Annotated in this window: 24 protein-coding genes; 7 read left to right on the top strand and 17 right to left on the bottom strand. The window is 72.0% G+C overall.

Annotated elements, in window-relative coordinates; translation table 11 throughout:
* Positions 1 to 50: 50 nt before the first annotated feature.
* From pafA to VTA80_RS18585, 8 genes are all read right to left on the bottom strand, one after another.
* A complete protein-coding gene (gene pafA / locus VTA80_RS18620; protein ID WP_407342566.1) occupies positions 51 to 1,412 on the bottom strand; it encodes a Pup--protein ligase in 1,362 nt (453 codons plus the stop codon).
* Positions 1,413 to 1,429: 17 nt separating this feature from the next.
* Positions 1,430 to 2,131, bottom strand: coding sequence for a proteasome subunit alpha (prcA, locus tag VTA80_RS18615; protein ID WP_407342565.1), 702 nt, complete (start codon positions 2,129 to 2,131; stop codon positions 1,430 to 1,432).
* Positions 2,128 to 2,976, bottom strand: coding sequence for a proteasome subunit beta (gene prcB / locus VTA80_RS18610; protein ID WP_407342564.1), 849 nt, complete (start codon positions 2,974 to 2,976; stop codon positions 2,128 to 2,130). The genes prcA and prcB overlap by 4 nt, the downstream gene beginning before the upstream one ends.
* A 7-nt stretch (positions 2,977 to 2,983) precedes the next feature.
* Positions 2,984 to 3,175: a ubiquitin-like protein Pup gene (locus VTA80_RS18605; protein WP_407342563.1), complete on the bottom strand. Its 192-nt coding sequence runs from the start codon at positions 3,173 to 3,175 to the stop codon at positions 2,984 to 2,986.
* Between the two features lie 158 nt (positions 3,176 to 3,333).
* Positions 3,334 to 5,046, bottom strand: coding sequence for a depupylase/deamidase Dop (dop, locus tag VTA80_RS18600; RefSeq protein ID WP_407342562.1), 1,713 nt, complete (start codon positions 5,044 to 5,046; stop codon positions 3,334 to 3,336).
* Positions 5,047 to 5,069: 23 nt separating this feature from the next.
* Entirely contained in the window at positions 5,070 to 6,710 is a 1,641-nt protein-coding gene (gene arc / locus VTA80_RS18595; protein ID WP_407342561.1) for a proteasome ATPase, read from the bottom strand.
* A gap of 59 nt (positions 6,711 to 6,769) precedes the next feature.
* Positions 6,770 to 7,852 carry a tRNA (adenine-N1)-methyltransferase gene (locus tag VTA80_RS18590; protein ID WP_407342560.1) on the bottom strand — a complete coding sequence of 361 codons (1,083 nt, stop codon included), beginning with the start codon at positions 7,850 to 7,852 and terminating at the stop codon, positions 6,770 to 6,772.
* 43 nt (positions 7,853 to 7,895) lie between these two features.
* Complete coding sequence (locus tag VTA80_RS18585) at positions 7,896 to 9,047, bottom strand: site-2 protease family protein (RefSeq protein WP_407342559.1); 1,152 nt, start codon at positions 9,045 to 9,047, stop codon at positions 7,896 to 7,898.
* A gap of 184 nt (positions 9,048 to 9,231) precedes the next feature.
* Here VTA80_RS18585 and VTA80_RS18580 point away from each other — a divergent pair, with 184 nt between their 5' ends.
* Positions 9,232 to 10,050, top strand: a complete 819-nt coding sequence (locus VTA80_RS18580; protein ID WP_407345816.1) for a RecB family exonuclease — start codon at positions 9,232 to 9,234, stop codon at positions 10,048 to 10,050.
* Between the two features lie 12 nt (positions 10,051 to 10,062).
* Here VTA80_RS18580 and VTA80_RS18575 read toward each other — a convergent pair whose 3' ends face one another.
* Positions 10,063 to 10,782 (bottom strand): HAD family hydrolase, encoded by a 720-nt coding sequence (locus tag VTA80_RS18575; protein WP_407342558.1) that lies wholly within the window; start codon positions 10,780 to 10,782, stop codon positions 10,063 to 10,065.
* A gap of 69 nt (positions 10,783 to 10,851) precedes the next feature.
* Here VTA80_RS18575 and VTA80_RS18570 point away from each other — a divergent pair, with 69 nt between their 5' ends.
* Positions 10,852 to 11,712, top strand: a complete 861-nt coding sequence (locus tag VTA80_RS18570) for a PAC2 family protein (RefSeq protein WP_407342557.1) — start codon at positions 10,852 to 10,854, stop codon at positions 11,710 to 11,712.
* Between the two features lie 7 nt (positions 11,713 to 11,719).
* Here the strand turns inward: VTA80_RS18570 and mshC are convergent, their stop codons facing one another.
* A complete protein-coding gene (gene mshC / locus VTA80_RS18565) occupies positions 11,720 to 13,006 on the bottom strand; it encodes a cysteine--1-D-myo-inosityl 2-amino-2-deoxy-alpha-D-glucopyranoside ligase (protein WP_407342556.1) in 1,287 nt (428 codons plus the stop codon).
* 52 nt (positions 13,007 to 13,058) lie between these two features.
* Here mshC and VTA80_RS18560 point away from each other — a divergent pair, with 52 nt between their 5' ends.
* On the top strand, positions 13,059 to 14,087 hold the full coding sequence (locus tag VTA80_RS18560; protein ID WP_407342555.1) for a magnesium and cobalt transport protein CorA: 1,029 nt from the start codon (positions 13,059 to 13,061) through the stop codon (positions 14,085 to 14,087).
* A gap of 11 nt (positions 14,088 to 14,098) precedes the next feature.
* Here VTA80_RS18560 and VTA80_RS18555 read toward each other — a convergent pair whose 3' ends face one another.
* Entirely contained in the window at positions 14,099 to 14,965 is an 867-nt protein-coding gene (locus VTA80_RS18555; RefSeq protein ID WP_407342554.1) for an undecaprenyl-diphosphate phosphatase, read from the bottom strand.
* An 88-nt stretch (positions 14,966 to 15,053) separates the two neighbouring features.
* Here VTA80_RS18555 and VTA80_RS18550 point away from each other — a divergent pair, with 88 nt between their 5' ends.
* Positions 15,054 to 16,016 (top strand): aldo/keto reductase, encoded by a 963-nt coding sequence (locus VTA80_RS18550; RefSeq protein ID WP_407342553.1) that lies wholly within the window; start codon positions 15,054 to 15,056, stop codon positions 16,014 to 16,016.
* Between the two features lie 39 nt (positions 16,017 to 16,055).
* Here the strand turns inward: VTA80_RS18550 and VTA80_RS18545 are convergent, their stop codons facing one another.
* Positions 16,056 to 16,421, bottom strand: coding sequence for a primosomal protein (locus VTA80_RS18545; RefSeq protein WP_407342552.1), 366 nt, complete (start codon positions 16,419 to 16,421; stop codon positions 16,056 to 16,058).
* Positions 16,422 to 16,521: 100 nt separating this feature from the next.
* Between VTA80_RS18545 and VTA80_RS18540 the strand changes: the two genes are divergently transcribed.
* On the top strand, positions 16,522 to 16,785 hold the full coding sequence (locus tag VTA80_RS18540) for a DUF5703 family protein (RefSeq protein WP_407342551.1): 264 nt from the start codon (positions 16,522 to 16,524) through the stop codon (positions 16,783 to 16,785).
* A 14-nt stretch (positions 16,786 to 16,799) separates the two neighbouring features.
* Here VTA80_RS18540 and VTA80_RS18535 read toward each other — a convergent pair whose 3' ends face one another.
* A complete protein-coding gene (locus VTA80_RS18535; protein WP_407342550.1) occupies positions 16,800 to 18,134 on the bottom strand; it encodes a M20/M25/M40 family metallo-hydrolase in 1,335 nt (444 codons plus the stop codon).
* Between the two features lie 50 nt (positions 18,135 to 18,184).
* Positions 18,185 to 19,300, bottom strand: a complete 1,116-nt coding sequence (gene ald / locus VTA80_RS18530; protein ID WP_407342549.1) for an alanine dehydrogenase — start codon at positions 19,298 to 19,300, stop codon at positions 18,185 to 18,187.
* A gap of 141 nt (positions 19,301 to 19,441) precedes the next feature.
* Between ald and VTA80_RS18525 the strand changes: the two genes are divergently transcribed.
* Positions 19,442 to 19,963 carry an Lrp/AsnC family transcriptional regulator gene (locus VTA80_RS18525; protein WP_407342548.1) on the top strand — a complete coding sequence of 174 codons (522 nt, stop codon included), beginning with the start codon at positions 19,442 to 19,444 and terminating at the stop codon, positions 19,961 to 19,963.
* A gap of 20 nt (positions 19,964 to 19,983) precedes the next feature.
* Here VTA80_RS18525 and VTA80_RS18520 read toward each other — a convergent pair whose 3' ends face one another.
* Positions 19,984 to 21,753: a GAF domain-containing SpoIIE family protein phosphatase gene (locus tag VTA80_RS18520; RefSeq protein WP_407342547.1), complete on the bottom strand. Its 1,770-nt coding sequence runs from the start codon at positions 21,751 to 21,753 to the stop codon at positions 19,984 to 19,986.
* Positions 21,754 to 22,294: 541 nt separating this feature from the next.
* Between VTA80_RS18520 and VTA80_RS18515 the strand changes: the two genes are divergently transcribed.
* The gene (locus tag VTA80_RS18515; protein WP_407342546.1) at positions 22,295 to 22,861 is read left to right on the top strand and encodes a hypothetical protein; all 567 of its coding nucleotides are present in this window, start codon (positions 22,295 to 22,297) and stop codon (positions 22,859 to 22,861) included.
* Between the two features lie 18 nt (positions 22,862 to 22,879).
* On the opposite strand, the gene VTA80_RS18510 is transcribed toward VTA80_RS18515, so the two are convergent.
* Both VTA80_RS18510 and VTA80_RS18505 read right to left on the bottom strand, forming a co-directional pair.
* The gene (locus VTA80_RS18510) at positions 22,880 to 23,707 is read right to left on the bottom strand and encodes a GNAT family N-acetyltransferase (RefSeq protein WP_407342545.1); all 828 of its coding nucleotides are present in this window, start codon (positions 23,705 to 23,707) and stop codon (positions 22,880 to 22,882) included.
* A gap of 141 nt (positions 23,708 to 23,848) precedes the next feature.
* Positions 23,849 to 25,009 (bottom strand): MalY/PatB family protein, encoded by a 1,161-nt coding sequence (locus tag VTA80_RS18505; RefSeq protein WP_407342544.1) that lies wholly within the window; start codon positions 25,007 to 25,009, stop codon positions 23,849 to 23,851.
* Positions 25,010 to 25,066: the final 57 nt, after the last annotated feature.

The following is a 25,066-nucleotide window of genomic DNA, read 5'->3' as shown; positions in this document are numbered from 1 at the left end:
CGGTTCGCCCCCCGGCGTCAGTTCGCCACGAGCTCTCCCTGCCGCTCACGTCACATCGACTCGATCAGGCGCTCCACCCGCTCGTCGACGCTGCGGAACGGGTCCTTGCACAGGACGGTCCGCTGGGCCTGGTCGTTGAGCTTGAGGTGCACCCAGTCGACCGTGTAGTCCCGGCGCGCCTCCTGCGCGCGCCGGACGAAGTCCCCGCGCAGCTTGGCTCGCGTCGTCTGCGGCGGCACGGCCGTGGCCTCGAACACCTCGAGATCGGTGGTCACGCGCTCGACCATTCCCCGCGCCGCGAGGAGGTTGTACAGGCCGTCCGTGCGCGAGATGTCGTGGTACGCGAGGTCGAGCCGCGCGATGCGCGGGTCGGCCAGGTCGAGCCCGTGCTTCTCCTGGTAGCGCGAGATGATCCGCCACTTGATCACCCAGTCGAGCTCGCGGTCGACAAGGGACAGGTCGCCGGTGCGCAGCGCCCCGAGACCCCGCTCCCACAGGTCGACCACCTGCTTGACCGCGGGTGTCGGGTCGAGGTTGGCGGCGAGGAACTCTTTGGCGCGGGCCAGGTACTCCTCCTGCATCTCGATCGCGGTCGCGGTGCGGCCGTTCGCGAGCTGCACGACGTGCTTGCCGGTCATGTCGTGGCTGATCTCACGGATCGCGCGGATCGGGTTCTCGAGCGCCATGTCCCGCAGCGGCACACCGGCCTCGACCATGCGCAGGATGAGGTCGGTCGCGCCGACCTTGAGCAGCGTGGTCGTCTCGGACATCGACGAGTCCCCCACGATCACGTGGAGCCGGCGGTAGTGCTCGGCGTCGGCGTGCGGCTCGTCCCGCGTGTTGATGATGGGCCGCGACCGCGTCGTCGCGCTCGAGACCGCCTCCCAGATGTGGTCGGCCCGCTGCGACAGGCAGTAGGTCGCGCCCCGCGGGGTCGGGAGCACCTTGCCGGCGCCGGTGAGCACCTGCCTGCTGATCAGGAAGGGAACCAGCACGTCCGACAGGTGCGTGAAGTCCCCCTGCCTGCGCACGAGGTAGTTCTCGTGGCAGCCGTAGGAGTTGCCCGCCGAGTCGGTGTTGTTCTTGAACAGGTGGATCCGGCCGGGCAGCCCCTCGTGCGCGAGCCGTTGCTGCGCATCGGCGACGAGCCCCTCGAGGATCCGCTCCCCCCCACGGTCGTGCGCCACGAGCTGACGGACGTCGTCGCACTCGGCGGTCGCGTACTCCGGGTGCGAGCCCACGTCGAGGTAGAGCCGCGAGCCGTTGCGCAGGAAGACGTTGGAGGACCTGCCCCACGCCACGACCTTTCGGAACAGGTACCGCGCGACCTCGTCCGCAGACAGCCCGCGGCCGTCGTCGGCCGCACAGGTCACGCCGTACTCGGTCTCAAGACCGAAGATCCGCCGGTCCATCGCCTCGCCCCTCCCGCCTATGACGGCGTGTCTCCGAGCAGGTCTTCGAGCACCGCGCCCGTCAGGCGACGGAACGCGCGCCGAGGCTTGGTGCGGTCCAGGACCGCCACCTCGAGCTGGTTGGCCGGGATGGCGCGCGGCTCCCCCTCAGCCTGCGCCCCGAGCGTCCGGACCGCCAGCCCCAGCACCTCGCCGAGACTGAGGCCTGCGCGCCACTCCTCGGCGAGCCGCGCATCGAGCTGGTCGGCGTGCCCGCCCATCGCGACGTAGCCGCTCTCGTCGGCCACGGAGCCGTCGTAGGAGAGCCGGTAGATCTGGTCGCTGGACTCGTCGTCACCCACCTCCGCGACGACGAGCTCGACCTCGAGAGGCTTGGACTCGGTCGTGAACACGGTGCCGAGCGTCTGGGCGTAGGCGTTCGCCAACCCGCGGGCATTGACGTCCGCGCGGTCGTAGGAGTACCCGCGCAGGTCTGCGTACCGCACACCGGCGACCCGGAGGTTCTCGAACTCGTTGTACTTGCCGACCGCGGCGAACCCGATCCGGTCGTAGATCTCGGAGATCTTGTGCAGCGAGCGCGACGGGTTCTCGGTCGCGAAGGCGATGCCCTGATCGAAGCCGAGCACGACGACGGAGCGGCCACGGGCAATGCCCTTGCGGGCATAGTCGGCGCGGTCCTTCATCAGCTGCTCGGGCGAGACGTAGAACGGCATGCTCATCGCGCACCCCCTGCGTCGGTGGACCGGCCCCGCTCGTGCTCGACGCGCCGTTGCGCTGCGAGCGACTCCACGATCTCGCCGAGCGCCTGATCGCTCACGCGCTGATAGCCCGCCGCGGTCACGGTCGCCACGACCGGCCAGATCCGGCGCACGAGGTCGGGGCCGCCGGTCGCCGAGTCGTCGTCGGCCGCGTCGACCAGGGCCTCGATCGCGACCCGGACGGCGCCGTCGGGGTCCAGGTCGGGCTGCCACCGCTTCTTGAGCGACCCGCGCGCAAAGACCGAGCCCGACCCGACGCTGTGGTGCTCGTGCTCCTCGTAGCGGCCCCCCGTGACGTCGAACGAGAAGATCCGTCCGACGCCCCGGTCCAGGTCGAAGCCGGCGAAGAGCGGCACGACCGCGAGCCCCTGCATCGCGAGCCCGAGGTTGCTGCGGATCATCGTCGCGAGCCGGTTCGCCTTGCCGTCGAGCGAGAGCAGCGCACCCTCGATCTTCTCGTAGTGCTCGAGCTCGAGCTGGAACAGCCGCACCATCTCGACGGCGAGGCCGGCCACCCCGGCGATCCCCACGGCGGAGAACTCGTCTGCCGCGAAGACCTTCTCGATCTCCCGGTTGGCGATCATCGAGCCGGCGGTCGCCCGGCGGTCGCCCGCCATGACGACCCCACCGGTGCACGCGAGCGCGACGATCGTCGTCGCGTGCGGCGCGACGGGTACCGCGCCTGCCGGCAGCGGTCGCCCGCTCGGTAGCAGGTCCGGGGCGTGGGCCGTGAGGAAATCGACGAACGACGACGATCCGGGCGTGGTGAACGCGCGGGGCAACCGGCCGTACGGATCGGTGCTCATCGGCGCGTCACTGACCGCCCTTTTGCACGAATCCCCGCACGAACTGCTCGGCGTTGGCCTCGAGCACCCCGTCGATCTCCTCGAGCAACGAGTCGACCTCGGCGTCCCGGGCCTGGGCCGCAGGGGCGGCGGGAGCGGGCGGCTCCGGCGCGTCCTCGTCGTCGTGCCGGTGTGCCTGCTCGTGTTCCTGACCAGCCATGGTGCCTCCTCGGCCTCGTCAACAGATGCCAGTTCCACCCTAGGCCCTGACTCCGACAGACAGACCTTGGCACACCTTTGCTCCGCCGGAGGCGCGACGGTGGGGGAAGTTTCGGACATTTCGCCCGACGCGGAACGCTTCCCCGCCTACGGAAAGGATCAAGAGCCGGCGAGCGCCGCCAGCAGGCTGCGCGCGTCGGGGCTGCGCTCCAGCAGCGCGCCGACGTGATCCCGGGTCCCCCGTAGCGGGTCGCGCATCGGCACCCGCTGCAGCGTCGGTGCGCCCGGCACGTCGAAGACGATCGAGTCCCAGCTCGCGGCGGAGATGTGGCCCGCGTACCGCGCGAGCGCCTCACCCCGGAAGTAGGCGCGCGTGTCCTCGGGCGGGCGCACCGCGGCACGCTCGGCCGACGCGTCGTCGACGAGCTGTTCCACCGCGCCCGCCTCGAGCAGCCGCTGGTACAGCCCGCGCTCGGGCCGCACGTCTGACCACTGCAGGTCCACGGCGGCGAGCCTCGGGTGGTCCCACGCCAGGTGGTCCCGGCGGCGCAGCCCCTCGAGCACGCGCAGCTTGGCGAGCCACTCCACCTCCCGCGCACAGCTCGCCGGATCGGTCCCGAGCCGATCGAGCAGCGAGCCCCACCGCGCCAGGACGTCCGCCGTCTCCGCGTCGGGCACGGCGTCGGGCACCGCGTCGGGCACCGCGCCGGGCGCGGCGGCGAGCACGCTGCGGACCGCCGCCAGGTACTCGGCCTGGATCTCGAGCGCGGTCAACCGCCGACCGTCGGCGAGGTCGAGCCGGACCGTCAGGGTGAGGTCGTGGCTGACGGCGTGCACCGAGCCCACGGGGTCCTTGAGCGTCAACCGGTCGATCGCGGCGAGCGCCGCGACCGCCAGTCCTCCCCGTGAGCCCTGCTCGATGAGCCACAGCACGAGCGAGGTCGTGCCGAGCTTGAGATAGGTCGCGGTCTGGAGCAGGTTCGCGTCGCCGAGGATCACATGCAGCCGGCGCCAGCGCTCCGGGTCCGCGTGCGGCTCGTCCCGGGTGTTCACGATGGGGCGCCGCAGGGTGGTCTCCAACCCGATCTCGGCCTCGATGTAGTCCGCCCGCTGCGAGAGCTGGAACCCCGCGGTCTCGCCCCGCTGACCGATCCCCACCCGCCCGGCGCCGGTGAACACCTGCCGGGTCACGAAGAAGGGGATCAGCCGTCGGGCGAGGTCGGCGAACGGGACGTCGCGTTCGACGAGATAGTTCTCGTGCGTCCCGTACGTCGAGCCCTTGCCGTCGACGTTGTTCTTGTACAGCGCGATGTCGGGCAGCCCGGGGTTCTGCGCGAGCGCACGCACCGAGGCGAGCATGACGAGCTCGCCGGCCCGGTCCCAGCGCACGCCGTCGAGGGGGCCGGTGACCTCCGGCGAGGAGTACTCCGGGTGCGCGTGGTCGACGTACAGCCGCGCACCGTTCGTGAGGATCACGTTCGCCGCGCCCGGGTCGTCGTACTCGTCCACGAGGGGTCGGGCGAGCTCCTGCAGGGGCTCGGCAGAGCCCGGCACTTGCGCGACGTCGCCCGATGACACCGGCGCAACGTCGCCCGATGACACCGGCGCAACGTCGCCCGACGGCGCGGGCCGGGCCGGGTCGTCCGTCAGCATCGAGGGCTGGGCCGATGCGCGCTGGAGCCGGAAGCCGCGGGCGTCGTGCAGCGGGTCCTCGTCGTCGTAGTCCCACTTCGCACGCAGGCGCGACCCCTCGAGCGCGGGCACGTGGGCGGCGACGACGTACGACGAGAGCAGCATCGGGTTCGCCATTGGCCGCCCGGGCTGCAGGATGCCGTACTCGGTCTCGATACCCATCACACGGCGCACAGTCACGCCGCCACCCTAGTTCGGGACGGTCAGAGGTACTGGCCCGTACTCGTGACGGTCTCGATCGTGCGCGGCGACTCGGAACCCTTCTTGCTCGTGACGATGGTGCGGATGAAGACGATCCGCTCACCCTTCTTGCCCGAGATCCGCGCCCAGTCGTCGGGGTTGGTCGTGTTGGGCAGGTCCTCGTTCTCCTTGAACTCGTCGACACACGCCGCGAGGAGGTGGTCGACGCGCAGCCCGCGCTGGCCGGACGCCAGCAGGTCCTTGATGGCGGACTTCTTGGCCCGGTCCACCACGTTCTGGATCATCGCCCCGGAGTTGAAGTCCTTGAAGAACAGGACCTCTTTGTCGCCGGACGCGTACGTGACCTCGAGGAAGCGGTTCTCCTCGCCCTCCGAGTACATCCGCTCGACGACCCGCGAGATCATGGCGTCGATCACCGCGGCGCGGTCGTCGTCGTGCTCGGCCAGATCATCGGCGTGGATCGGCAGGTCGGCCGTGAGGTACTTCGCGAAGATCTCGCGCGCGCCCTCCGCGTCGGGCCGTTCGATCTTGATCTTCACGTCCAGCCGGCCGGGGCGCAGGATCGCGGGGTCGATCATGTCCTCGCGGTTCGAGGCACCGATCACGATGACGTTGTCGAGCCGTTCCACGCCGTCGATCTCGGAGAGCAGCTGCGGCACGATGGTCGTCTCGACATCGCTCGAGATGCCCGTGCCGCGGGTGCGGAACAGCGACTCCATCTCGTCGAAGAACACCACGACGGGCGAACCCTCGGAGGCCTTCTCGCGGGCCCGGGCGAAGATCAGCCGGATGTGCCGCTCGGTCTCCCCGACGTACTTGTTGAGCAGCTCGGGGCCCTTGACGTTGAGGAAGTAGCTCTTCGCCGACCCGGGCTCCTCGCCCCGCGCGGTGGCTGCCGTCGCGGCGAGCGAGTGCGCCACCGCCTTGGCGATCAGCGTCTTGCCGCACCCGGGCGGGCCGTACAGCAGCACGCCCTTGGGCGGCTTGAGCCCGTGCTCCCGGAACAGCTCGGGGTGCAGGAACGGCAGCTCGACGGCGTCGCGGATCTGCTCGATCTGCGGCCCGAGCCCGCCGATGTCGGAGTACTGGATGTCCGGGACCTCTTCGAGGATCAGCTCCTCGACCTCGGACCGCGGGATCTTCTCGAACACGAAGCCGCTGCGCGGGTCGATGGTCAGGGCATCCCCGACGCGGACGTTCTGCGCGAGCAGCTGACCGGCGAGCCGGACCACCCGCTCCTCGTCGGACCGCCCGACCACGAGGGCCCGGTCGCCGTCGAGCATCTCCTTGACGGTCACGAGCTCGCCGATCGGCTCGTAGCCGCCGACCTCGACGACGGTGAGCGCCTCGTTGAGCATGACCTCCTGCCCCGGGCGGATGTGCGTCAGGTCGAGCGACGGGCTCGCGGCGACGTGCATCTTGCGGCCGGCCGACATGATGTCCACCGTGCCGTCGGCCCGCGCCGCGAGGAAGAAGGCGTACGTGCCGGGCGGCTTGGCCAGCTCGTCCAGCTGAGACTTGAGATCGATGATCTGGTCGCGCGCAGCCACGAGCGCGTCGGTCAGGCGCTCGTTCTTCGCGGCCAGCGCGGCGAACTGCCGCTCCAGGTCACGCTGCTGGGAGTAGCCGGGTGTCTCGGTCATCATGGGCCCCCTTCTCGTCGAGGTCCTGAATTCTCTTACATCGACCCTAACCGCGCATGTCAATCACCAGACGGATCGACAGCCGGTGCCTGGCCGACGTCGCGCCGCACGCGCCGGACCTTCTTGGCCGAGATCGGCCGCTCGCCGAGGTCTTCCGCGGTCCATTCCCCGAGCACCGGGGCGTCCACGTGCCCGTCCTCGGGGTAGTTGCCCTTGGCGGGACGACGACGCCGGGTGGGGGCCTCGACGCCGTCGGCCATCCGGCGCGTGGTGAGCAGGAACCCGGTGTGGCCGATCATGCGGTGCTCGGGGCGTACGGCGAGACCCTCGAGGTGCCAGCCGCGCACCATCGACTCCCAGGCCTCCGGCTCGGTGAACCGGCCGTCGAGGCGCAGGTCCTCGGCGACCCGGGAGAGCTGCGTCGTGGTGGCGACGTAGACGATGAGGACACCGCCGGGGGCGAGCGCCGTGGCGACCGCCTCGAGGTTCTCCCACGGGGCCAGCATGTCCAGCACGACCCGGTCGACGGACCCGGGCGCAGCGACGAGCGGCAGGACGTCGGACAGGTCGCCGACCGAGAGCTCCCACGCCGGGTGCGGGCCGCCGAACTGGCCTTCGACGTTGCCCCGCGCGATCGCCGCGAAGTCTTCCCGACGCTCGATCGAGTGCAGCGAGCCGCCGTCCCCGACCGCGCGCAGCAGCGACATCGTGAGCGCGCCCGAGCCGACGCCGGCCTCCACGACGCGCGCACCGGGGTAGATGTCGGCCATCGCGACGATCTGACCGGCGTCCTTGGGGTACACGACCTGCGCGCCGCGCGGCATCGACAGGACGTAGTCGCTCAGCAGCGGGCGCAGGACGAGGTACTCGGTCCCCGCCGTGCTGCGCACGACCGAGCCCTCGGGGCGGCCGATGATGTCGTCGTGGCTGAAGTAGCCGCGGTGCGTGTGGAACTGGGTCCCGGCCGCCAGCGTGATGGTGAACAGCTTCCCGCGGGGATCGGTCAGCTGGACCTTGTCGCCCTCGCGCAGGAGTCCGCGGCGCATGTCGGCACCCGTCGATCGGGGGGTGTCGGCGATCACGGGGGCTTCGGAGGTCACAGCGGCATCAGAGGTCACAGAGGTTTCAGCGGTCACGGTCATCCAGTCTAAGAGAGGCCGAGCCGGGCTCGGCGCGCCGCGACTCCTAGGCGCGCGGGCGCAGCGCGGCCACGACGTCGCGCGCGAAGACGAGGCCGGTGACCTCGCCGTCCACCACGACGGCCATCGCCGCGGTGAAGCGACTGACCTGCCCGATCGCACGGACCAGCTCCGGACCGGTCAGGCGGCCGTCGATCACGGCGCCCACGGGCAACGGGACGGCGACGGCCTCCACGCCGGTCCGAGACCTGGCCTCGCCGGGCACCGCGGCCGCCGCCTCGGGATCGACGTAGGCGGCGGGCCGGCCGTCCGGGGCGAGCAGCACGACCTGACCCAGTCCGGCGGCGACCGCGGCCGCTTCCGCCTGGGCGATCGTCGCGGTGAAGGCCACGCCGACGGCGGGTCGGGCGACGGCGGCGACCGTCAGCGCGTCGAGGACCCGCTGCGACTGGGCGCCGCGGATGGACTGGCTCGCTCCGCTCCACAGGAACGCCCCGATCAGGGCCGCCCAGCCGATCGTGAAGAGGTCCGGCTGCTGCCCGCGCAGGAACGGGTAGCCGATCGCCCAGACGGCGAAGCCGACGGCCACGACCCGCCCGGCCCAGCCGGCGACCACCGTGCCGCGGAACCTGTCTCCGGACACGCGCCAGACCAGCGCCTCGAGCACCCGGCCGCCGTCGAGCGGGAGCCCGGGCACGAGGTTGAAGATCGCCACGAAGGCGTTCGCGAAGGCGCCGGAGTACGCGATGATCCCGACCAGGCCGCCCGCGGGTGCCGCCTGCGCCACGAGCCAGCACACGACCCCGACCAGCAGGTTCGTGATCGGGCCGACGACGGCGATCAACGCGCTCGCTCCGGGCGTCGCCGCGGCACCGCCGAAGGCCGTGTGACCACCCCAGAGCGTGATGGCGAACTCGCGGACCTCCAGCCCCCGCGCGCGCGCCATGAAACCGTGCGCGAGCTCGTGCAGGAAGACCGACACGAACAGCAGCACGACGAAGGTCAGGGCCACGAGATACGTCGCCACCCCACCGATCCCGGGGGCGAGGTTCTGGACCGTCGGGGCGAACAGGACGGTCAGGATGGCCGCGGCGACGAGCCAGGACGGCGCCAGGATCACGGGCGCGCCGGCGGCCCGTCCGATCACCCAGCCGGCGGTCCCGTTCGGCCGGCGGGCGGGGGTGTTCGCTGCATTCACCGCGCCAGCCTAGACAGGTGCGCTGTGCGCACGGCCTGTGGGCGGCGGCGCCTACGCTCGGGACGTGCCCCTTACCCCGTCCGGTTCCCTGCAGGATCCCGTCGCGCCGTCGTCCCCGGAGGGGCCGGTCGCGCCGTCGTCCCCGGAGACGCCCGCCCACCGCAGCGGCCGCAGCCGACCCGGGCTGTCGCCCTCGCGCGCGAACGACTTCGTGCAGTGCCCGCTCCTGTTCCGCTTCCGGGTGGTCGACCGGCTCCCCGAGCCGACGAGCGAGGCCGCAGCGCGCGGGACGCTCGTGCACGCCGTGCTCGAACGACTTTTCGACTCACCCGCCGGCGATCGCACCGAGGTCGCCGCGAAGGCGTTGCTGCCCGGCGAGTGGGACCGGCTGCGCGCCGCCGAGCCGAAGTACGCCGAGCTGTTCGGGTCCGCCGACGCCGCGGCCGCGTGGCTCGTCACCGCGGGCGCACTGCTGACCACCTACTTCACGCTCGAGGACCCGAACCGGCTCGAACCGAAAGAGCGCGAGCTGTTCGTGGAGACGACGCTCGACGGCGGCCCGCTGCTGCGCGGCATCGTCGACCGCCTCGACGTGGCGCCCGGCGGCGCGATGCGGGTGGTCGACTACAAGACCGGCAAGTCGCCCCGGGCGGGGTACGAGAGCTCGGCGCTCTTCCAGATGCGGTTCTACGCGCTCGTGCTCTGGCGCAGCCGCGGCGAGATCCCGCGGATGCTCCAGCTCGTGTATCTCGGCGACGCCAAGATCCTGCGGCACGAGCCCGAGGAGGCCGAGCTCCTGACGGTCGAGCGACGGATCCGGTCGATCTGGTCGGGGATCGAGGCCACCGCACGCTCGGGCGACTGGCAGCCCCGCAAGTCGGCCCTGTGCCCGTGGTGCGCGCACCAGTCGCTGTGCCCGGCCTTCGGCGGCACGCCGCCGGCGCTCGAGTCCACATCGGTCGAGATCGCACTCGGGGTCCGCCCCGAGGCAGCGGAGGTCTGACGCCCGGCCCGATCAGCCGGCTCGACGCTCAAGCGGGCTTGCGATCCGATCGACGGTCTCACCGCGCGCGATCCGGACCAGGTCGGCGAGCGTGAGGTCCGCCAGTGACCCGATCCGGCTCAGCCCGGGCTGCGGCGGTACCGGGACCATGACCTCGATCCCGATCGTGCGGGCACCGGCCGCGAGCGCGGAGGCGATGCCGGGCGGCGAGTCCTCGATCGCGACGCAGCCCCGCACATCGACGCCGAGCTGGGACGCAGCCAACAGGTAGGACTCAGGGTGGGGTTTGCCGAACGTGATGTCGTCGCCGGCGACCACCGCCCCGAACACGCCCGCCGGCGCGGCCGCCACGAGGGCGGTGGTGAGCGAACGGTAGGACATCGTCACGAGCGCGCACGGCACGCCGGCCGTCGCCAGCTCGACGAGCAGCGCGAGCGCCCCCGGCTGCCACGGGACCCGGACCGCGACGGCCTCGGCCACCCGGGCGACGAGAAAGTCGAGGATGGCCTCGACCGGGAGGTCGACGCCGTGGGCCTGCAGGATCTGCGCCGACTCGGGCAGGGCGTTGCCCACCAGCCCGAGCGCGTCCTCGTGCGACCACACCCCGCCGTGCGCCTCGACGAGCTCGTTCTCGGCGGCGATCCAGTACGGCTCGGTGTCGACCAAGGTGCCGTCCATGTCCCACAGGACGGCGGCAGGGAAGGGACCGGTGGCGGTGAGGGGCTCGGGCACCCGGCCAATTCTAGGTCTGGCCGCGCGGCTCCCCTCCTCGTGGGGGGACGTTCACCCTAGGGTGGGCAGATGACCGACCAGGAGCCAGGACCCGACCTGCCGGAGCGCGAGCCGGTGATGCTTGCCGCGTTCGAGGGCTGGAACGACGCCGGCTCGGCCGCGACCCACGCGCTGGAGCTCCTGGACGAGGCCTGGGACGCCGAGGACGTCGAGGAGCTGGACCCCGAGGAGTACCACGACTTCCAGGTCAACCGGCCGACCGTCACCCAGGGACCGGACGGTCGACGCGAGATCACGTGGCCGACGACGCACGTGGCCGTCCTCACCACACCCCGCACCGGCCGCACCGTCGTGCTCGTGCACGGCATCGAGCCGTCGATGCGGTGGCGCCGGTACTGCACCGAGCTGCTCGACATCGCCACGAACCTCGGGGTGCGGTCGGTGATCACGCTCGGGGCGCTGCTCGCCGATGTCCCGCACACGCGCCCCATCCCGGTGACGACCACCTCCGAGGACCCCGACGTCCAGGAGGTGCTCGGGATCGAGCCGAACACCTATGAGGGCCCGACCGGCATCGTCGGGATCCTGCAGCACGAGGCGGCCGACCGGGGCCTGCGTGCCCTGTCGCTCTGGGCGGCCGTGCCGCACTACGTCGCGCACGCCCCGTCCCCCAAGGCCACGCTCGCGCTGCTCGCACGGATCGAGGAGCTGCTCGGCGAGCCGGTCCCGCTCGGAGACCTGCCGGACGAGTCGGCCGCGTGGCAGCAGGGCGTCGACGAGCTCGCGGCCGAGGACTCCGAGATCGCGGACTATGTCCGCCAGCTCGAGGAGGCCAAGGACACCGCGGAGCTGCCCGAGGCGAGCGGCGAGGCGATCGCGCGCGAGTTCGAGCGCTACCTGCGCCGCCGGGACCGCGGCACGGGAGGCTGACCAGCCGTCAGAGCCGGACCCCGAGCAGCGCGTTGACCGCGCGGGCTATCACGCCCGGAGCCCCGTCGACGACCGGGTCGGACACGTCCCAGCCGCCGGGCACCCCGGCCAGGGCCACGTCCGCCCACCGGTCCATCGCTGCCAGGGCGGCCGGAGCGTCGAGATCGTCCGCGAGGGCGGCCCGGATCGCGGCGAGCGCGGCGGCCGCGTCCGGACCGCCGTTGCCGGAGACCGCGCTGCGCCAGCGCTCGAGGCGGTCCTGGCCCGCGGTGAGGTCCTTGGCGGTCCACGACCAGTCACCGGCGTAGTGGTGCGCGAGGAGCGCGAGCCGGATCGCCATCGGATCGACGCCCTGGGCCCGCAGCACCGAGACCAGCACCAGGTTGCCGCGCGACTTGCTCATCTTCTCGCCGTCCAGCCCGACCATCCCGGCGTGCACGTGGAAGCGCGCGCCCAGACCGCCGTCGAGCATGCGGGCGTGCGAGGTGCTCATCTCGTGGTGCGGGAAGCGCAGGTCGACGCCGCCGCCCTGGACGTCGAACGGCAGCCCGAGACCGCCACGCGCGATGACGGCGCACTCGATGTGCCAGCCGGGGCGCCCGGTCCCCAGCTCGCCACCGTCCCAGCGAGGCTCCCCCGGCCGCTCGCGCCGCCACAGCAGCGAGTCCAACGGGTCGCGCTTGCCCGCGCGGTCCGGGTCCCCGCCCCGCTCGGCGAAGACCGCGACCATCTCGTCGCGGTCGAGCCGCGCGACCGAGCCGAACGCGGCGTCGGCCGACCGGTCGGCGTACACGTCTCCGAGCGTGGGGTCGTCCCCACCGGCACCCGGCTCGTTCGGCACGCGGTAGGCGGAGCCGCGAGCAAGCATCTGCTCCACGGCCAGCACGACGTCGGGGATGGACTCGACGGCGCCGACGAAGACGTCGGGGGGCACGACGCCCAGGGCGGTCATGTCCTCGGCGAACAGCGCGGTCTGCTCGACGGCGAGCGCACGCCAGTCGACCCCCGTCGCGGTGGCACGCTCGAGCAACGGGTCGTCGACGTCCGTCACGTTGGAGGCGTACCGGACCGCGTGGCCGGCGTCCGTCCAGGCCCGCAGCAGCAGGTCGAACGCGACGTAGGTCGCGGCATGACCGAGGTGGGTCGCGTCGTACGGCGTGATGCCACACACGTACATCGTCGCGGTCGGACCGGCCGCAGCCACGACGAGCTCGCCCGTCGAGGTGTCACGGACGCGAACGTCCGGCCCCGTCCCGGGGATCGCGGGGATCTGCGGGGCAGGCCAGGTATGCACCCCGAGAGCCTAACCGGCGCTCCGATCGGCTCGGCGCGCCACAATGGCAGCCGTGAGCCCCCAGACAGCCCCGAGCAACGACCCCACCAGCAGCGCTCCCGCCAGCCGTGCCGTGATGGAGCGCAACGGCACGTGGGTGCCGACCACCCTCGACGCCGCGGCCGCGCACCAGAGCGACCGCGAGCCGGCCGCCGTCTGGATCACGCTCGCGGACACCGCGGAGCTCGACGCCGTCGCCGAGCAGTTCGGGGTCCCGCTGGGCGCGGTGGATCGGGCCGACCAGCGAGGATCGCGACGGCGCAGCCTGCACCCGCACCTCGAGCGCCTTCCCGGCGGGGGCCTGTACCTGTCGAGCCCGACGCTGAGCTACGTCGAGGAGACCGACGACGTGCACACGGGCACGCTCACGATGGTGCTCGCCCGCAACGTCATCCTGACCGCAGAGCACGGCGACGCGGGCACGCAGGACGCCGCCCTCGATCGGTTGACGTCACCGGAGCTCGCGCCGGAGTCCGGCGCCCGCCAGGCGCTCGCCGTCCTGCTGCTCACGCTGGTCGCGGCCATGAGCGAGGTCGAGATCGCCCTCGGCGAGGCCGTCGCCGACACCGAGCGGGCCGCGTTCGCGCTCGACGGCCCGGACCCGGTCCAACGGATCTACCTCCTCAAGCGGGAGATCGCCGAGGCGCGCCGCGCCCTCGTCCCGTTCAGCGCCGAGCTGCCCGAGCTCGTGGCCGACGACGAGGAGGCGAACGGCAGCGGTCGCGCGCAGCCGTGGCTGCACCGCCTCGAGAAGTCGGCAGACCGGCTGGACCGGCGCCTGGAGGGGCACGACCGGCTGCTCGGCGACATGCTCTCGGCCTACCGGTCGCAGGTGTCGCTGCGCCAGAACGAGGACATCCGCAAGATCTCGGCGTGGGCCGCGATCGCCGTCGTGCCCACGATGGTGGCGAGCGTGTACGGCATGAACTTCCGGCACATGCCGGAGCTGAGCTGGGCGTTCGGCTACCCCGCGGTGATCGTGGCGATGCTCGCGTCGTGCGTCGTGCTGTACGGCGTGTTCAAGCGGTCCGGCTGGCTCTAGGTCGGCGTCGGTCAGACGACCGGCATCGGGTGCAGCGCGCCCGTCGCGAGCAGCACCAGGACCAGCCCGGCGAGCACCAGCCGGTAGATCACGAACGGCTTGTAGCTGTAGGTCGAGACGATCTTCAAGAAAGCGATGATCACCACGTAGCCGACGACGAACGCCACCAGCGTCGCGATGAGCGTCGCGCCGAGGCTCGGCGTCCCCGGGGTGCCGAAGCTGTCCAGGCTCTTGGCGAGCTGGAACAGGCCCGAGCCCAGCACGGCGGGGATGGCCAGCAGGAACGAGTACCGCGCGGCCGCCTCCCGCGTGTAGCCCATCAGCAGGCCGGCGGTGATCGTGCCCCCGGACCGCGACACCCCGGGGATGAGCGCGAGCGCCTGCGCGAACCCGAAGTAGACCGCGTGGCGCGGGGAGAGGTCCTCGAGCGTGCGCGTCATCTTCGCCCGGCGGTCGGCCCAACCGAGCACCAGGCCGAAGGCGGCCAGCGTGAAGGCGATGAGGTAGAGGTTGCGGAAGTTGCTCTCGATCGTGTCCTGGAACAGGAGCCCGAGCACGATGATCGGGAGGCTGCCGAGCCCGATGTACCACCCCATCCGGGCGTCCTGGTGGCCGGCACCGAGCCGCGAGGCCCGGTCCGTGCCGTTCGCGCCGCGCACCGCCCGCCACCACGCGACGCAGATGCGCGCGATGTCCCGGCGGAAGTAGAGCACGACGGCGGACTCGGTCCCGATCTGCGTGATCGCCGTGAACGCCGCCCCAGGATCGCCCGCCCCGAGCAGCTCGCCGACGATGCGCAGGTGCGCGCTCGAAGAGACCGGGAGGAACTCGGTCAGGCCCTGGACCAGTCCGAGGACGATCGCCACCCCTGCGCTCATGCCACTCGCCACGACGTCCATGGGGCGAAACAGTACCCAGCGTTCGCGGGTGCCGGGCCACCGATCGCGGGCGGGTAGGTTCACGGCCATGGAACAGCGGCAGCTTGGGCGGACCGGCCTGCGGGTCTCCCACCTCGGGCTTGGCACGATGACCTGGAGTCGCGACACGGACGAGCACGAGGCTGCCGAGCAGCTGCGTGACTTCGTGGAGGCCGGCGGGACGCTGCTCGACACCGCGGCGTCCTACGCGGACGGCGCCTCCGAGGCCCTGATCGGTTCGCTCCTCGGGACCACGGTGCCGCGAGACGAGGTGGTGCTGTGCACCAAAGGCGGGGTGCGTCGCACCGCGACCGGCGGGGTGGTCGACGCCTCCCGCGGCGCGCTGCTCGACTCGCTCGACGGTTCGCTCGCGCGGCTGCGCACCGACCACGTCGACCTGTGGCTCGTGCAGACGCCCGATCCCCGCACGCCGCTGACCGAGACGGTCTCGGCCATGCGGTACGCCGTGACGAGTGGCCGCGCGCGCTACGTCGGACTGTCCAACCACCCCGGCTGGCAGACGGCCCGCGCCGCGACGCTGCTCGGCGACGAGATCACCCTGGCGGCCGTCGAGGTCGAGTACTCGCTCCTGCAGCGCGGGATCGAGCGCGAGGTCCTGCCCGCGGCCGGGGATCTCGGGATCGGGGTGCTCGCGTGGTCGCCGCTCGGACGCGGGGTGCTCACGGGCAAGTACCGACGCACCATCCCCGCAGACTCCCGCGCGGCCTCCCCCCACCTGGCGGGTTTCGTCGAGCCCTACCTGGGTGCCGCCTCGCTCGCCGTCGTCGAGGCCGTCGCGACCGCCGCGAACGGGCTCGGTCGCTCACCGCTCGAGGTGGCCCTCGCGTGGCTGCGCGCCCGCACCGAGGTGACCTGCGCGATCGTCGGGGCGCGCACCGCAGCCCAGCTGCGCGGGTCGCTCGCCGCGGACGAGCTCGAGCTGCCGCCCGAGATCCTGCGCGCGCTGGACGAGATCAGCGCGCCGGACGTCGGCTACCCCGAGCGTCGCTAGCGCCAGGGGCCAGGTCGGCAGGGGGCCAGGTCGTCCGGCTCAGCTCTGCCGCGCACCCTCGGGGCGCGCGCCGTCGCCGACCGGCTCGTCGGCCATCCGGTCGTCCGCCAGGACGTCGTCGTACTCGTCCTCGCTGAAGGCCTCGTCGGGGACGCGGTCCTCGTCGTCGAGGTCGACGATGTCGTCCTCGTCGTCGTCCTCGTCCTCGTCCGCGAGGTCGAACGGCGTGCTCTCCCCGAATCTCGAGCTCAGGGCGTCGTCGTACACCTCGAAGGCGTCGGCGAGCACGTCGTAGGCGTCATCGACGGCGGGATCATCCTCGCCGCGACGCGAGGAGATCGCGTGGTAATGAGCCTCGAGGGCGGCTACGAGGCGGTCCAGGGCGGCGCGCGGATCGACAGTCATACGCTGACGGTAGCGCCGCTTCGTGCACAATGGCACCGACGGCCATCCCTGACATCCACCGTCAGGCGTCGGCCACCGGACGGCACACGAAGGAGCGCTCATGAGCAGGGGCGTCAGCGAGCAGGTGCAGAGCAGCTGGACCGCCCAGGGCGGTGAGTACGAGTACCGCATGGTGCGGCTCCCGCCGAGCACGAGCCGCGGCGAGGCCCGGCGGATGCTGACCGACGAGGCCGAGTACGGGCGCTGGGAGCTGGCGCGGACACGCCTGTTCGCGGGCGGGGAGCGCAAGGTCTGGCTGCGCCGCAAGTCGATCCGCGTGCGGAGCACGCTCGACCTGCGGCTGCTCGACGAAGCGTTCGAGTAGCCGGTCCGAGTCGATCAGTAGGCGCCCAGCAGGCGGTCCAGCACCCGGACGCCGAACCTGAGCGACTCGGTCGGCACCCGCTCGTCGACGCCGTGGAACATCCCGGCGAAGTCCAGCCCGGACGGGAGCTGGAGCGGCACGAACCCGTACCCGGTGATCCCCAGCCGGGACAGCGACTTGTTGTCGGTCCCGGCCGACAGCGTGTAGGGCAGCACCGCCACACCCGGGTCTTCGGCCCGGAGGGCGGCCACCATCGCGTCGACCAGGTCACCCTCGAACGGGACCTCGAGCGCGATGTCCCGGTGGACGTGCTCGAACCGCACGTGCTCACCGGCCAGCTCCGCGATCGTCGCGAGCGTCTGGTCCCCCTGCCCGGGCACGTACCGGACGTCGATCGTCGCCTCGGCGCGACCCGGGATCACGTTCGCCTTGTAGCCCGCACCGAGCTGGGTCGGGTTGGCGGTGTTGCGCACGGTCGCCCCCACGAACCGTGCCGCCGGTCCGAGCGCGGCCACGAGCCGGGCCACGCACGCGGGGTCCTCCGGCTCGAACCGGGTGCCGGTGAGATCGGCCACGCCGGCCAGGAGCAGCCGGACGGTGGGGGTCAGCGCGAGGGGCCACTCGTGCTGCCCGATCCGGGCGACCGCGGCCGCGAGGTGGGTGACGGCGTTGTCCGGGTTGACCTGGCTCCCGTGCCCGGCCCGACCGTCGACCACCAGGCGCAGCCAGTCGAGCCCCTTCTCGGCGGTCTGGAGCAGGTACGCCCGCTGGCCGCCGACCTCGACCGAGAAGCCGCCGACCTCGCTGATCGCCTCGGTGGCACCCTCGAACAGATCGGGGCGGTTGTCGACCGACCAGCGGGCCCCGTAGACGCCACCGGCCTCCTCGTCGGCGAACATGGCCACCACGACGTCCCGGGCGGGGCGCCGCCCCTCGCGCGTCATCTGCCGGACGACCGCGAGGATCATCGCGTCCATGTCCTTCATGTCCACCGCGCCGCGACCCCACAGCAGGCCGTCCCGCTCCTCGCCGCCGAACGGGTCGACCTGCCAGTCGCTCGCCTGGGCCGGCACGACGTCGAGGTGCCCGTGGAGCACGAGCGCGCCCAAGGTCGGGTCCTGACCGGGAAGCCGCACGACGACGTTCGCTCGGCCCGGCGCGGTCTCGTAGTACTCGGGGTCGAGGCCGACCTCGGTGAGCGAGGCCATCACGTACTCCGCAGTCGCCCGCTCCCCCGGACCGGAGCCGTCCCCGTAGTTCGAGGAGTCGATCCGCAGGAGGTCTTGGCACAGGCCGACGACCTCGTCCTGCGCGGTCATGGGGGGCAGCGGCGACGGGGAGGACGACATGCCGTCAACCGTATGCCCGCGCTGGGCCGCGCCGGCGCGGGCGGCCACGGTCAGCCGAGCGCGGTGGCCGCGTCCTTCGTCGCGTAGCCGAGCGCCTCACCGACGGCCTCGTTGTACAACGCCCCGGCGTGGGTGGTCAGGCCGCCAGCGAGCGCGGCGTCGCCCCGGACGGCGTCGCGCCAGCCCCGGTTGGCGAGGGTCGTCAGGTACGGCAGGGACGCATTGGTCAGCGCCCGCGTGGACGTGACCGGCACGGCCCCCGGCATGTTCGCCACGCAGTAGAAGACCGAGCCGTGCACCATGAACGTCGGTTCGTCGTGCGTGGTCGCGTGGGTGGACTCGAAGCACCCGCCCTGGTCGACGGCGATGTCCACGAGCACCGACCCGGGCCGCATGGCAGCGACGAACGCGTCGGTCACCAGGCGGGGCGCCCGCGCGCCGGGCACGAGCACCGCACCGATGACGAGGTCCGCCCCGGTGACCTCCTGCTCGAGCGCGTACGCGCTGGAGGCGAGCGTGCGGACCCGTCCGCCGAAGATCACGTCGAGCTCGCGCAACCGGTTGAGCGAGACGTCGAGGATCGTCACGTCGGCTCGCATACCGACCGCGATCTCGGCGGCGTGCTGGCCCGCCACACCCCCGCCGATGATGACGACCTTGGCGGGCGGCGCGCCGGGGACCCCGCCGAGGAGCACCCCGAGACCACCCTCGCTCTTCATCAGGTGGTACGCACCCACCTGGACCGAGAGTCGCCCGGCGACCTCGCTCATGGGTGCCAGCAGCGGGAGCGAGCCGTCGGCCAGTCGCACGGTCTCGTAGGCGATCGCCGTCGTGCCCGCGTCGAGCAGGGCGTCCGTCCCCGGCCGGTCGGCGGCGAGGTGGAGGTAGGTGAAGAGCGTGAGGTCCTCGCGCAGGTGCACGTACTCCGACGCGATCGGCTCCTTGACCTTGCAGACCAGGTCGGCCACGCCCCAGACCTCCGCAGCCGTGTCGAGGATGGTCGCGCCTGCCTGGACGTAGGTCGCGTCGTCGATCGCCGAGCCGACGCCCGCGCCGGCCTGGATGATCACGTCGTGACCGGCCGCGGCCAGCTGGTGGACGCCGGCGGGAGTGATGGCAACCCGGTACTCGTGGTTCTTGATCTCCGTCGGGACACCGATCCGCATGATGTGACTCCCCAGTGCGCAGAGCTTCCCACTGTCGATCGACCGTGGCTCACCCCAATTGTGACGTGCCCCAGATCACAGCGGTGAACAACATGTGTTTCCGTTCTGTTTCGCCATTCAGAAATTCGGTAGACTCGCCAGATGTCGACAGAATCTTCATCCCCGGCGGCGCGACAGCCCTCCGGCCCGTCAGATGTTCGTCGGCCGATCCTCGACGAGACCGATCGGCGCATCCTGCGGCTCCTCGAACGCGACGCCCGGGTGCCCAACAACGCGCTCGCGGCCGCCGTGGGGATCGCGCCGTCGACCTGCCTGGGTCGCGTGCGCGCGATGCGCGAGGCCGGGGTCATCCGCGGTTTCCACGCCGAGATCGACCCCGCCGCGCTGGGCCGCGGCCTGCAGGCCATGATCGCCGTCCGGATGCAGTCGGGCGCGCGCGGCGAGCTGTCCTCGTTCGCCGAGCGGATCGCCGCCCGGCCCGAGGTCCGGGATGTCTACTTCGTGGCGGGGGCCGACGACTTCCTCCTCCACGTCGCCGTCCGAGACACCGCCATGCTCCGCGCCTTCGTCGTCGACCAGCTCAGCGCACGTCCGGAGGTCGCGCTGACCGAGACCAGCCTGATCTTCGAGCACCTTCCGGCAGCGGGCGCTGCCCTGACGTGACGTGACCCGACCCGACCTGATCACGACGACGATGCGGCGCCGCCCGGGCCGACCGGCCCCACGGGCCGAGCCGCGAGCACCGCGACATCGTCCTGGTCGCGACGGTGCGCCATCGCGGCCAGCACGGCGTCGAGGAGCACGTCGAGCGGCGCTCCCGCCATCCGCCCAGCGGCGACCCGCAGCGCGTCGATCCGATCGCCGATGTGGTGCCCGCGCAGCTCGACCAGGCCGTCGGTGAACAGCAGCAGCGTCGATCCGCGTGGCACCCGGTCGACCCAGTCGGTGCGGGTCACCCGGCCGTCGATCCCCAGCAGGAGGTCGGACCGGCCACTGAGCTGGGCGGTCCGACCGTCCGCGTGCACGAGCAGGGGCGCGTAGTGGCCCGCGCTGGACCAGGTGAGCACCGCAGCCTCGAGGTCCGCGCCCGACGGGTCTGCGCTCCCCAGTGCCCCGAGCCGGGCGACGAGCGCGGTCGCGACCGTTCCCGAACCAAGCGCCAGGCTCGCGCGATCGAGGCGACCGAGCAGCTGCGCCGGGGAGTCGGCCCGGTCGACGGCGAACCCCCGCAGGATGCTGCGCAGGTGGCCCATCTCGGCCGCGGCCGCGACGTCATGGCCGGCCACGTCGCCGATGACCAGCGTCGTGGACGTGGGGAAGGCGAGCGCGTCGTACCAGTCGCCACCGACCTTGTCGGCCGCACTGGCCGGACGGTACCGGGCCGCCAGCTCCAGCCCCGGCACGGTCGGGAGCGTGCTCAGGAGGGCGTCCTGCAGGGTGTGCGCCACCTCGCGCCGCTCCTGGATGAGGGCGGCGCGCTGCAAGGCCTGGGAGGTCGTCCGGGCGAGCGAGGCCATGAGCTCGCGAAAGTCGTCGTCCATCGCCCGCGGGGCTCCCCACCCCAGGCCCAGCCAGCCGAGCGGCCGACCGCCCGCGCTCAGCGGCAGGAAGGCGCGCGCGCGAACCGCCTGCGCCGTGGGGTCGTCGCGCAGCAGCGGGAAGTCGGCGAACGCCGCGGCCTCGTCGGGGTAGATCAGCGGTCGGCCGGTCCGCATCACCCGGGGACCGGGGAGGTCCGCACCCGGGACGAACGTGCGCCACCGCGGGGCGGTGCCTGCGGGGAGGTCGTCGACGCTCACGTATCGCACCCCGCGCCGGTCACCGACCGCGACCTCGGCGTAGGTCGCACCGAGCGCGCTGTGCGCGAGGGCCCGGACGACTGCGAGGACCTCGTCCTCGGTGGTCGTGTGCACGAGCGCCTCGCTGAACCTCAGCAGGAGCCGCGCCTGGCGGCCGCTGCGGGTCGCCACGCGCTCCGCAGCGCGCGCGTGGCGCTCCAGCTCGCGCCGGGCCAGGCAGGACGAGCACGCAGCCGCCAGGTCGTGCAGGTTCGCGAGGTCAGCAGGCGTGAACTCGCGGGGCTCGTCCGCGAGGGCGCACAGTGCCCCGACGACCCGCCCGTCGGCACCGGTCACCGGCATCCCGGCGTAGGCGCGCACCTGCAGGTCACCGATCGCCGGGTGCTCCCCGAACCGGTCGTCCGTGCGCACGTCCGGCAGCACGACCGGCTGACCGCTCGCCACGACGTGCGCGCACCAAGCGCTCGGCGCGTCGGCGTCGACGAGGGTGACGAGCGCGACGGGCACCTCGAGCAGCCGGCGGGCCATCGCAGCGAACCGGTCAAGCTCCTCGTCCGGTGCGCCGGGCGGTCCGCCGTCCGCGGGGAGCGACCGGCTCGACGACGATCGGGCCGCAGCAAGGGCCGCCGTCGTCCTCGTCTCGTCCTGGCGCACGCTCTCATCCTGCCCTGGGGCGCGACCGCTGACGGGGAAATCCGGCGCGCGATCCTCGAACGACCCCGACCGCGGGAATGACAAAGGCCCCGACCTCGCCTCTCGGCGGATCGGGGCCTACGCCCTACGTCTTAGACCAGCATCTCCACGCCACTGCCCACCGCGCCCGCTTGTTCTTGTCTCGCGCGGCTTGAACCGCCCCCGGCCATCTTGGGGGCTGTCAGTGACGAGCCACCCGGTCCCCGTCCGCCCACTCCTCACAAGGAGCACGTTCCGTGGCCGAGCCGATCCTTCATGACGGGATGCTGGCACCATCATGCAGACCGAATACTGCTCGAACGCGATTTCTCCGCGTTCACGCAACCTATCGGCTGCGCCATGAGCTCCATGAGCATAACACCTTCTCCGATTCCGGCAAGGTCCGGGCGGGTCCTTGCCGACGCTGGACCTCGCCGCGGCGTACAACGCGACCACACGGTCGGACCTCGTGCGTCGACGGACGGCCGCCGCAGTGCCGTCAACCTGGACCTAAGGTCGGCACATGCTTCTTGCCGATCTTCAGAACCGTGTCCGCATCGCACTGACCACCACGATCGTGAACGAGTGGTCGCTGCTCAGCCAGGCCGGCGGCACGAGCCGCCCCAGCGAGCGGGCCGTGGCCTTCCACCTCGGCTGGTACCTGCGCCCGATGGTCGAGGAGTCGTGGGACATCGACTGCGAGTACAACCGCTCGGGCATGTACCTCGAGGAGTCCGTGCGGCTCGTGGACGACCAGGGCCGGCGCATCCCGGACCTGATCGTCCACCACCGCGGCAAGCTCGGGCCCGAGCACAACCTGCTGCTGCTCGAGCTGGCGACCGACCGGGAGAACGTGGACGGGGCGACGACCGGCGACTTCGGGCGCGCCCGAGCGCTGCAGTCCCGCTTCGGGTACCAGTTCGCCGCGGTGCTCGACCTGCGGCTCGGCACGGGCGGGGCCGACAAGCCGATCGCACCGCACTGGCAGTGGGCGGAGCTTGCGGGCGGTCCCGTGGACGAGGGCGACGTCTACGACGCCGACGTGCTCGCCGAGATCATCGGGCGCGCGGACCGCGGCCTGCGCGGCTGACGACCCTCGGCGAGCTCCTCAGGGTGCGCGTTCGAGCTCGACCTGGGTCTCGGTGTTCTCGAACCCGACGGACCGGTAGATCCTGATCGCGTGATACGCGGGGTCGGCCACCATCACGAGCGTCTGCGCGCCCAGGGTCGTGAGCCCGTACGTGCTCACATGGTGCACGAGCGTGCCCGCGAGACCGCGGCCTCGCGAGTCGGGGTGGGTGTCGACGCACTGGAACCGGGCGAGCCCGCTGCCGTCGGAGAAAAGGCCCATGCCTGAGACCATCTGCCCGTCCAGGAACGCGCCGAACCATCCTCCGGCGCCCGCCTGCTGGAGGGCAGCCATCGCCTCCATGGCCCGGTCGAGATAGCGGCGGTGGAGCTCGGGGTCCCGGGCCGGCGCGTTGGCCATCCGCAGCGCGGTCGCGGACTCCCTGTCCCGGGGTTCGGCGAGATCGAGCATGCGGTAGCTCGCGTCACCGTTCGGGTGCGGCGGGGAGTGCACCTCATGGGCCGTCATCACGACGCTGGCGTCCACGTCATACCCGGCGGCGGTGAACTCGTCGTAGCCGGCAACGCCAGCCGCGGTGCCGTCCACGCCGAAGGTGCGATGAGCTGCTGCCGGGAGCTCGCGGGCGAACGCTTGCTCCCACGCGCGCACGCTTGCAGGTTGCGGCGGTCGCCGGAAGAGCAAGAAGTTGCCCCACCAGAAGTCAGGGTTGTGCGGGCTACGAACCACCAGGTAGTCGTCGTGGTCCTCGATCTCGCTCCCCTGCAGGGACAGGAGCATGAGGTCGGTGCGGAAACCGAGGGAGGCGATGGGCACGACGTCGAAACTAGCAGCGGCGTCGTCGGCCATCCTGGGTCGCTCGTCCCGCGGCCCCAGACACAGCAACGCCCCCCGTGTGGACGAGGGGCGTTGCCATCTGCTGTCTCAACAGTCCTGCACCGGCGTGCTCTCGCCGGAAATCTGGACCCATCATAGGCCCTTGAGGCGCTGCTACCTGCGTGCGACGGCAGCCCCCATCTGCTCCAAGGACTGGGTCATGACGGGGCGCGGCGTGGCGAAGTTGTACCGGACCCAGCCGGGGGACGCGCACATCGCGCCGTCGGTCATGGCCACGTCGGCGTGGTCGAGGAAGAAGTCGCTCGGGCTGTCGCCGAGGCCCAGCTCCCGGCAGTCGAGCCACGCAAGGTAGGTCCCCTCGGGTGGGGTGTACCGGACCCCCGGCAGGTGCTCCGCAACGAGGTCGGCCAGCGCGAGGCGGTTGCCGTCGAGGTACTGCAGCACCTCGTCGAGCCACTGGCCGCCGCCGGAGTAGGCGGCGGCGTTGGCGATGACACCGAGGTTGGCCGCGCCGTGCTCGGCCATCATGGCGATCTGAGCCCACCGAGCCCGGTCGCCGTCGTTGGACAGCACGACCTGCGCGCACTTCATGCCGGGTAGGTTCCAGGCCTTGGACGCCGACGTGGCGGTCAGGGTGTGGCCCGCAGTGACGTCGCTGACCGACGCGTACGGCACGTGCGTCTTGCCCGGGAAGACCAGTGGCGCGTGGATCTCGTCGGAGAACACCCGGCCGCCGTGGCGTTCGACGACCTCGGCGATCGCGGTCAGCTCGCCGAGGTCGAGAACGCGCCCGAGCGGGTTGTGCGGGTTGCACAGGATGAGCAGGTTGCCGCCGGCGCGGAACGCCGCGTCGAGGGCATCCAGGTCGTACCTGGTCCGCCCACCGGACTCGGCCATCGGCACCCGGATGATCTCGCGTCCCATCGCGAGCGGGACGGTGAGGAACGGCATGTACGCGGGGACCGGCAAGATGACGGCGCTGCCGGGGCGAGAGAAGGACTCGATCGCCACCTCCAGGCCCTTGAGGACGTCGGCCACGGGCCGGACGTCCTGCGGAGCCACCTGCCAGCCGTACGTGGCTTCCGCCCACCCGGCGTAGGCGTCGGACATCCTGGCAGCCACGGCAGGGGTGAGGTACCCGAACGCCCCCGTGTCCACCGCCGCATGCAGGGCCCGGACGATCGGAGGGGCGATACCGAAGTCCATCTCCGCGACGAACGCGCCCAGCTTGTCGGGGTACGTCGACCACTTCATCCCGCCGATCCGGCGCAGCGTCTCCACCTGCACGTCGTCAAACTTCGTCTTCTGCGTCATGCTCAGATCCTTCACTGGATGCGCCTAGAGCATGCCGTGTCCGCACAGACGAAAAAA

The organism is Pengzhenrongella phosphoraccumulans (assembly GCF_045689905.1).
Lineage (GTDB): Bacteria > Actinomycetota > Actinomycetes > Actinomycetales > Cellulomonadaceae > Pengzhenrongella > Pengzhenrongella phosphoraccumulans.
This window is presented reverse-complemented; position numbering and strand designations above follow the sequence as displayed.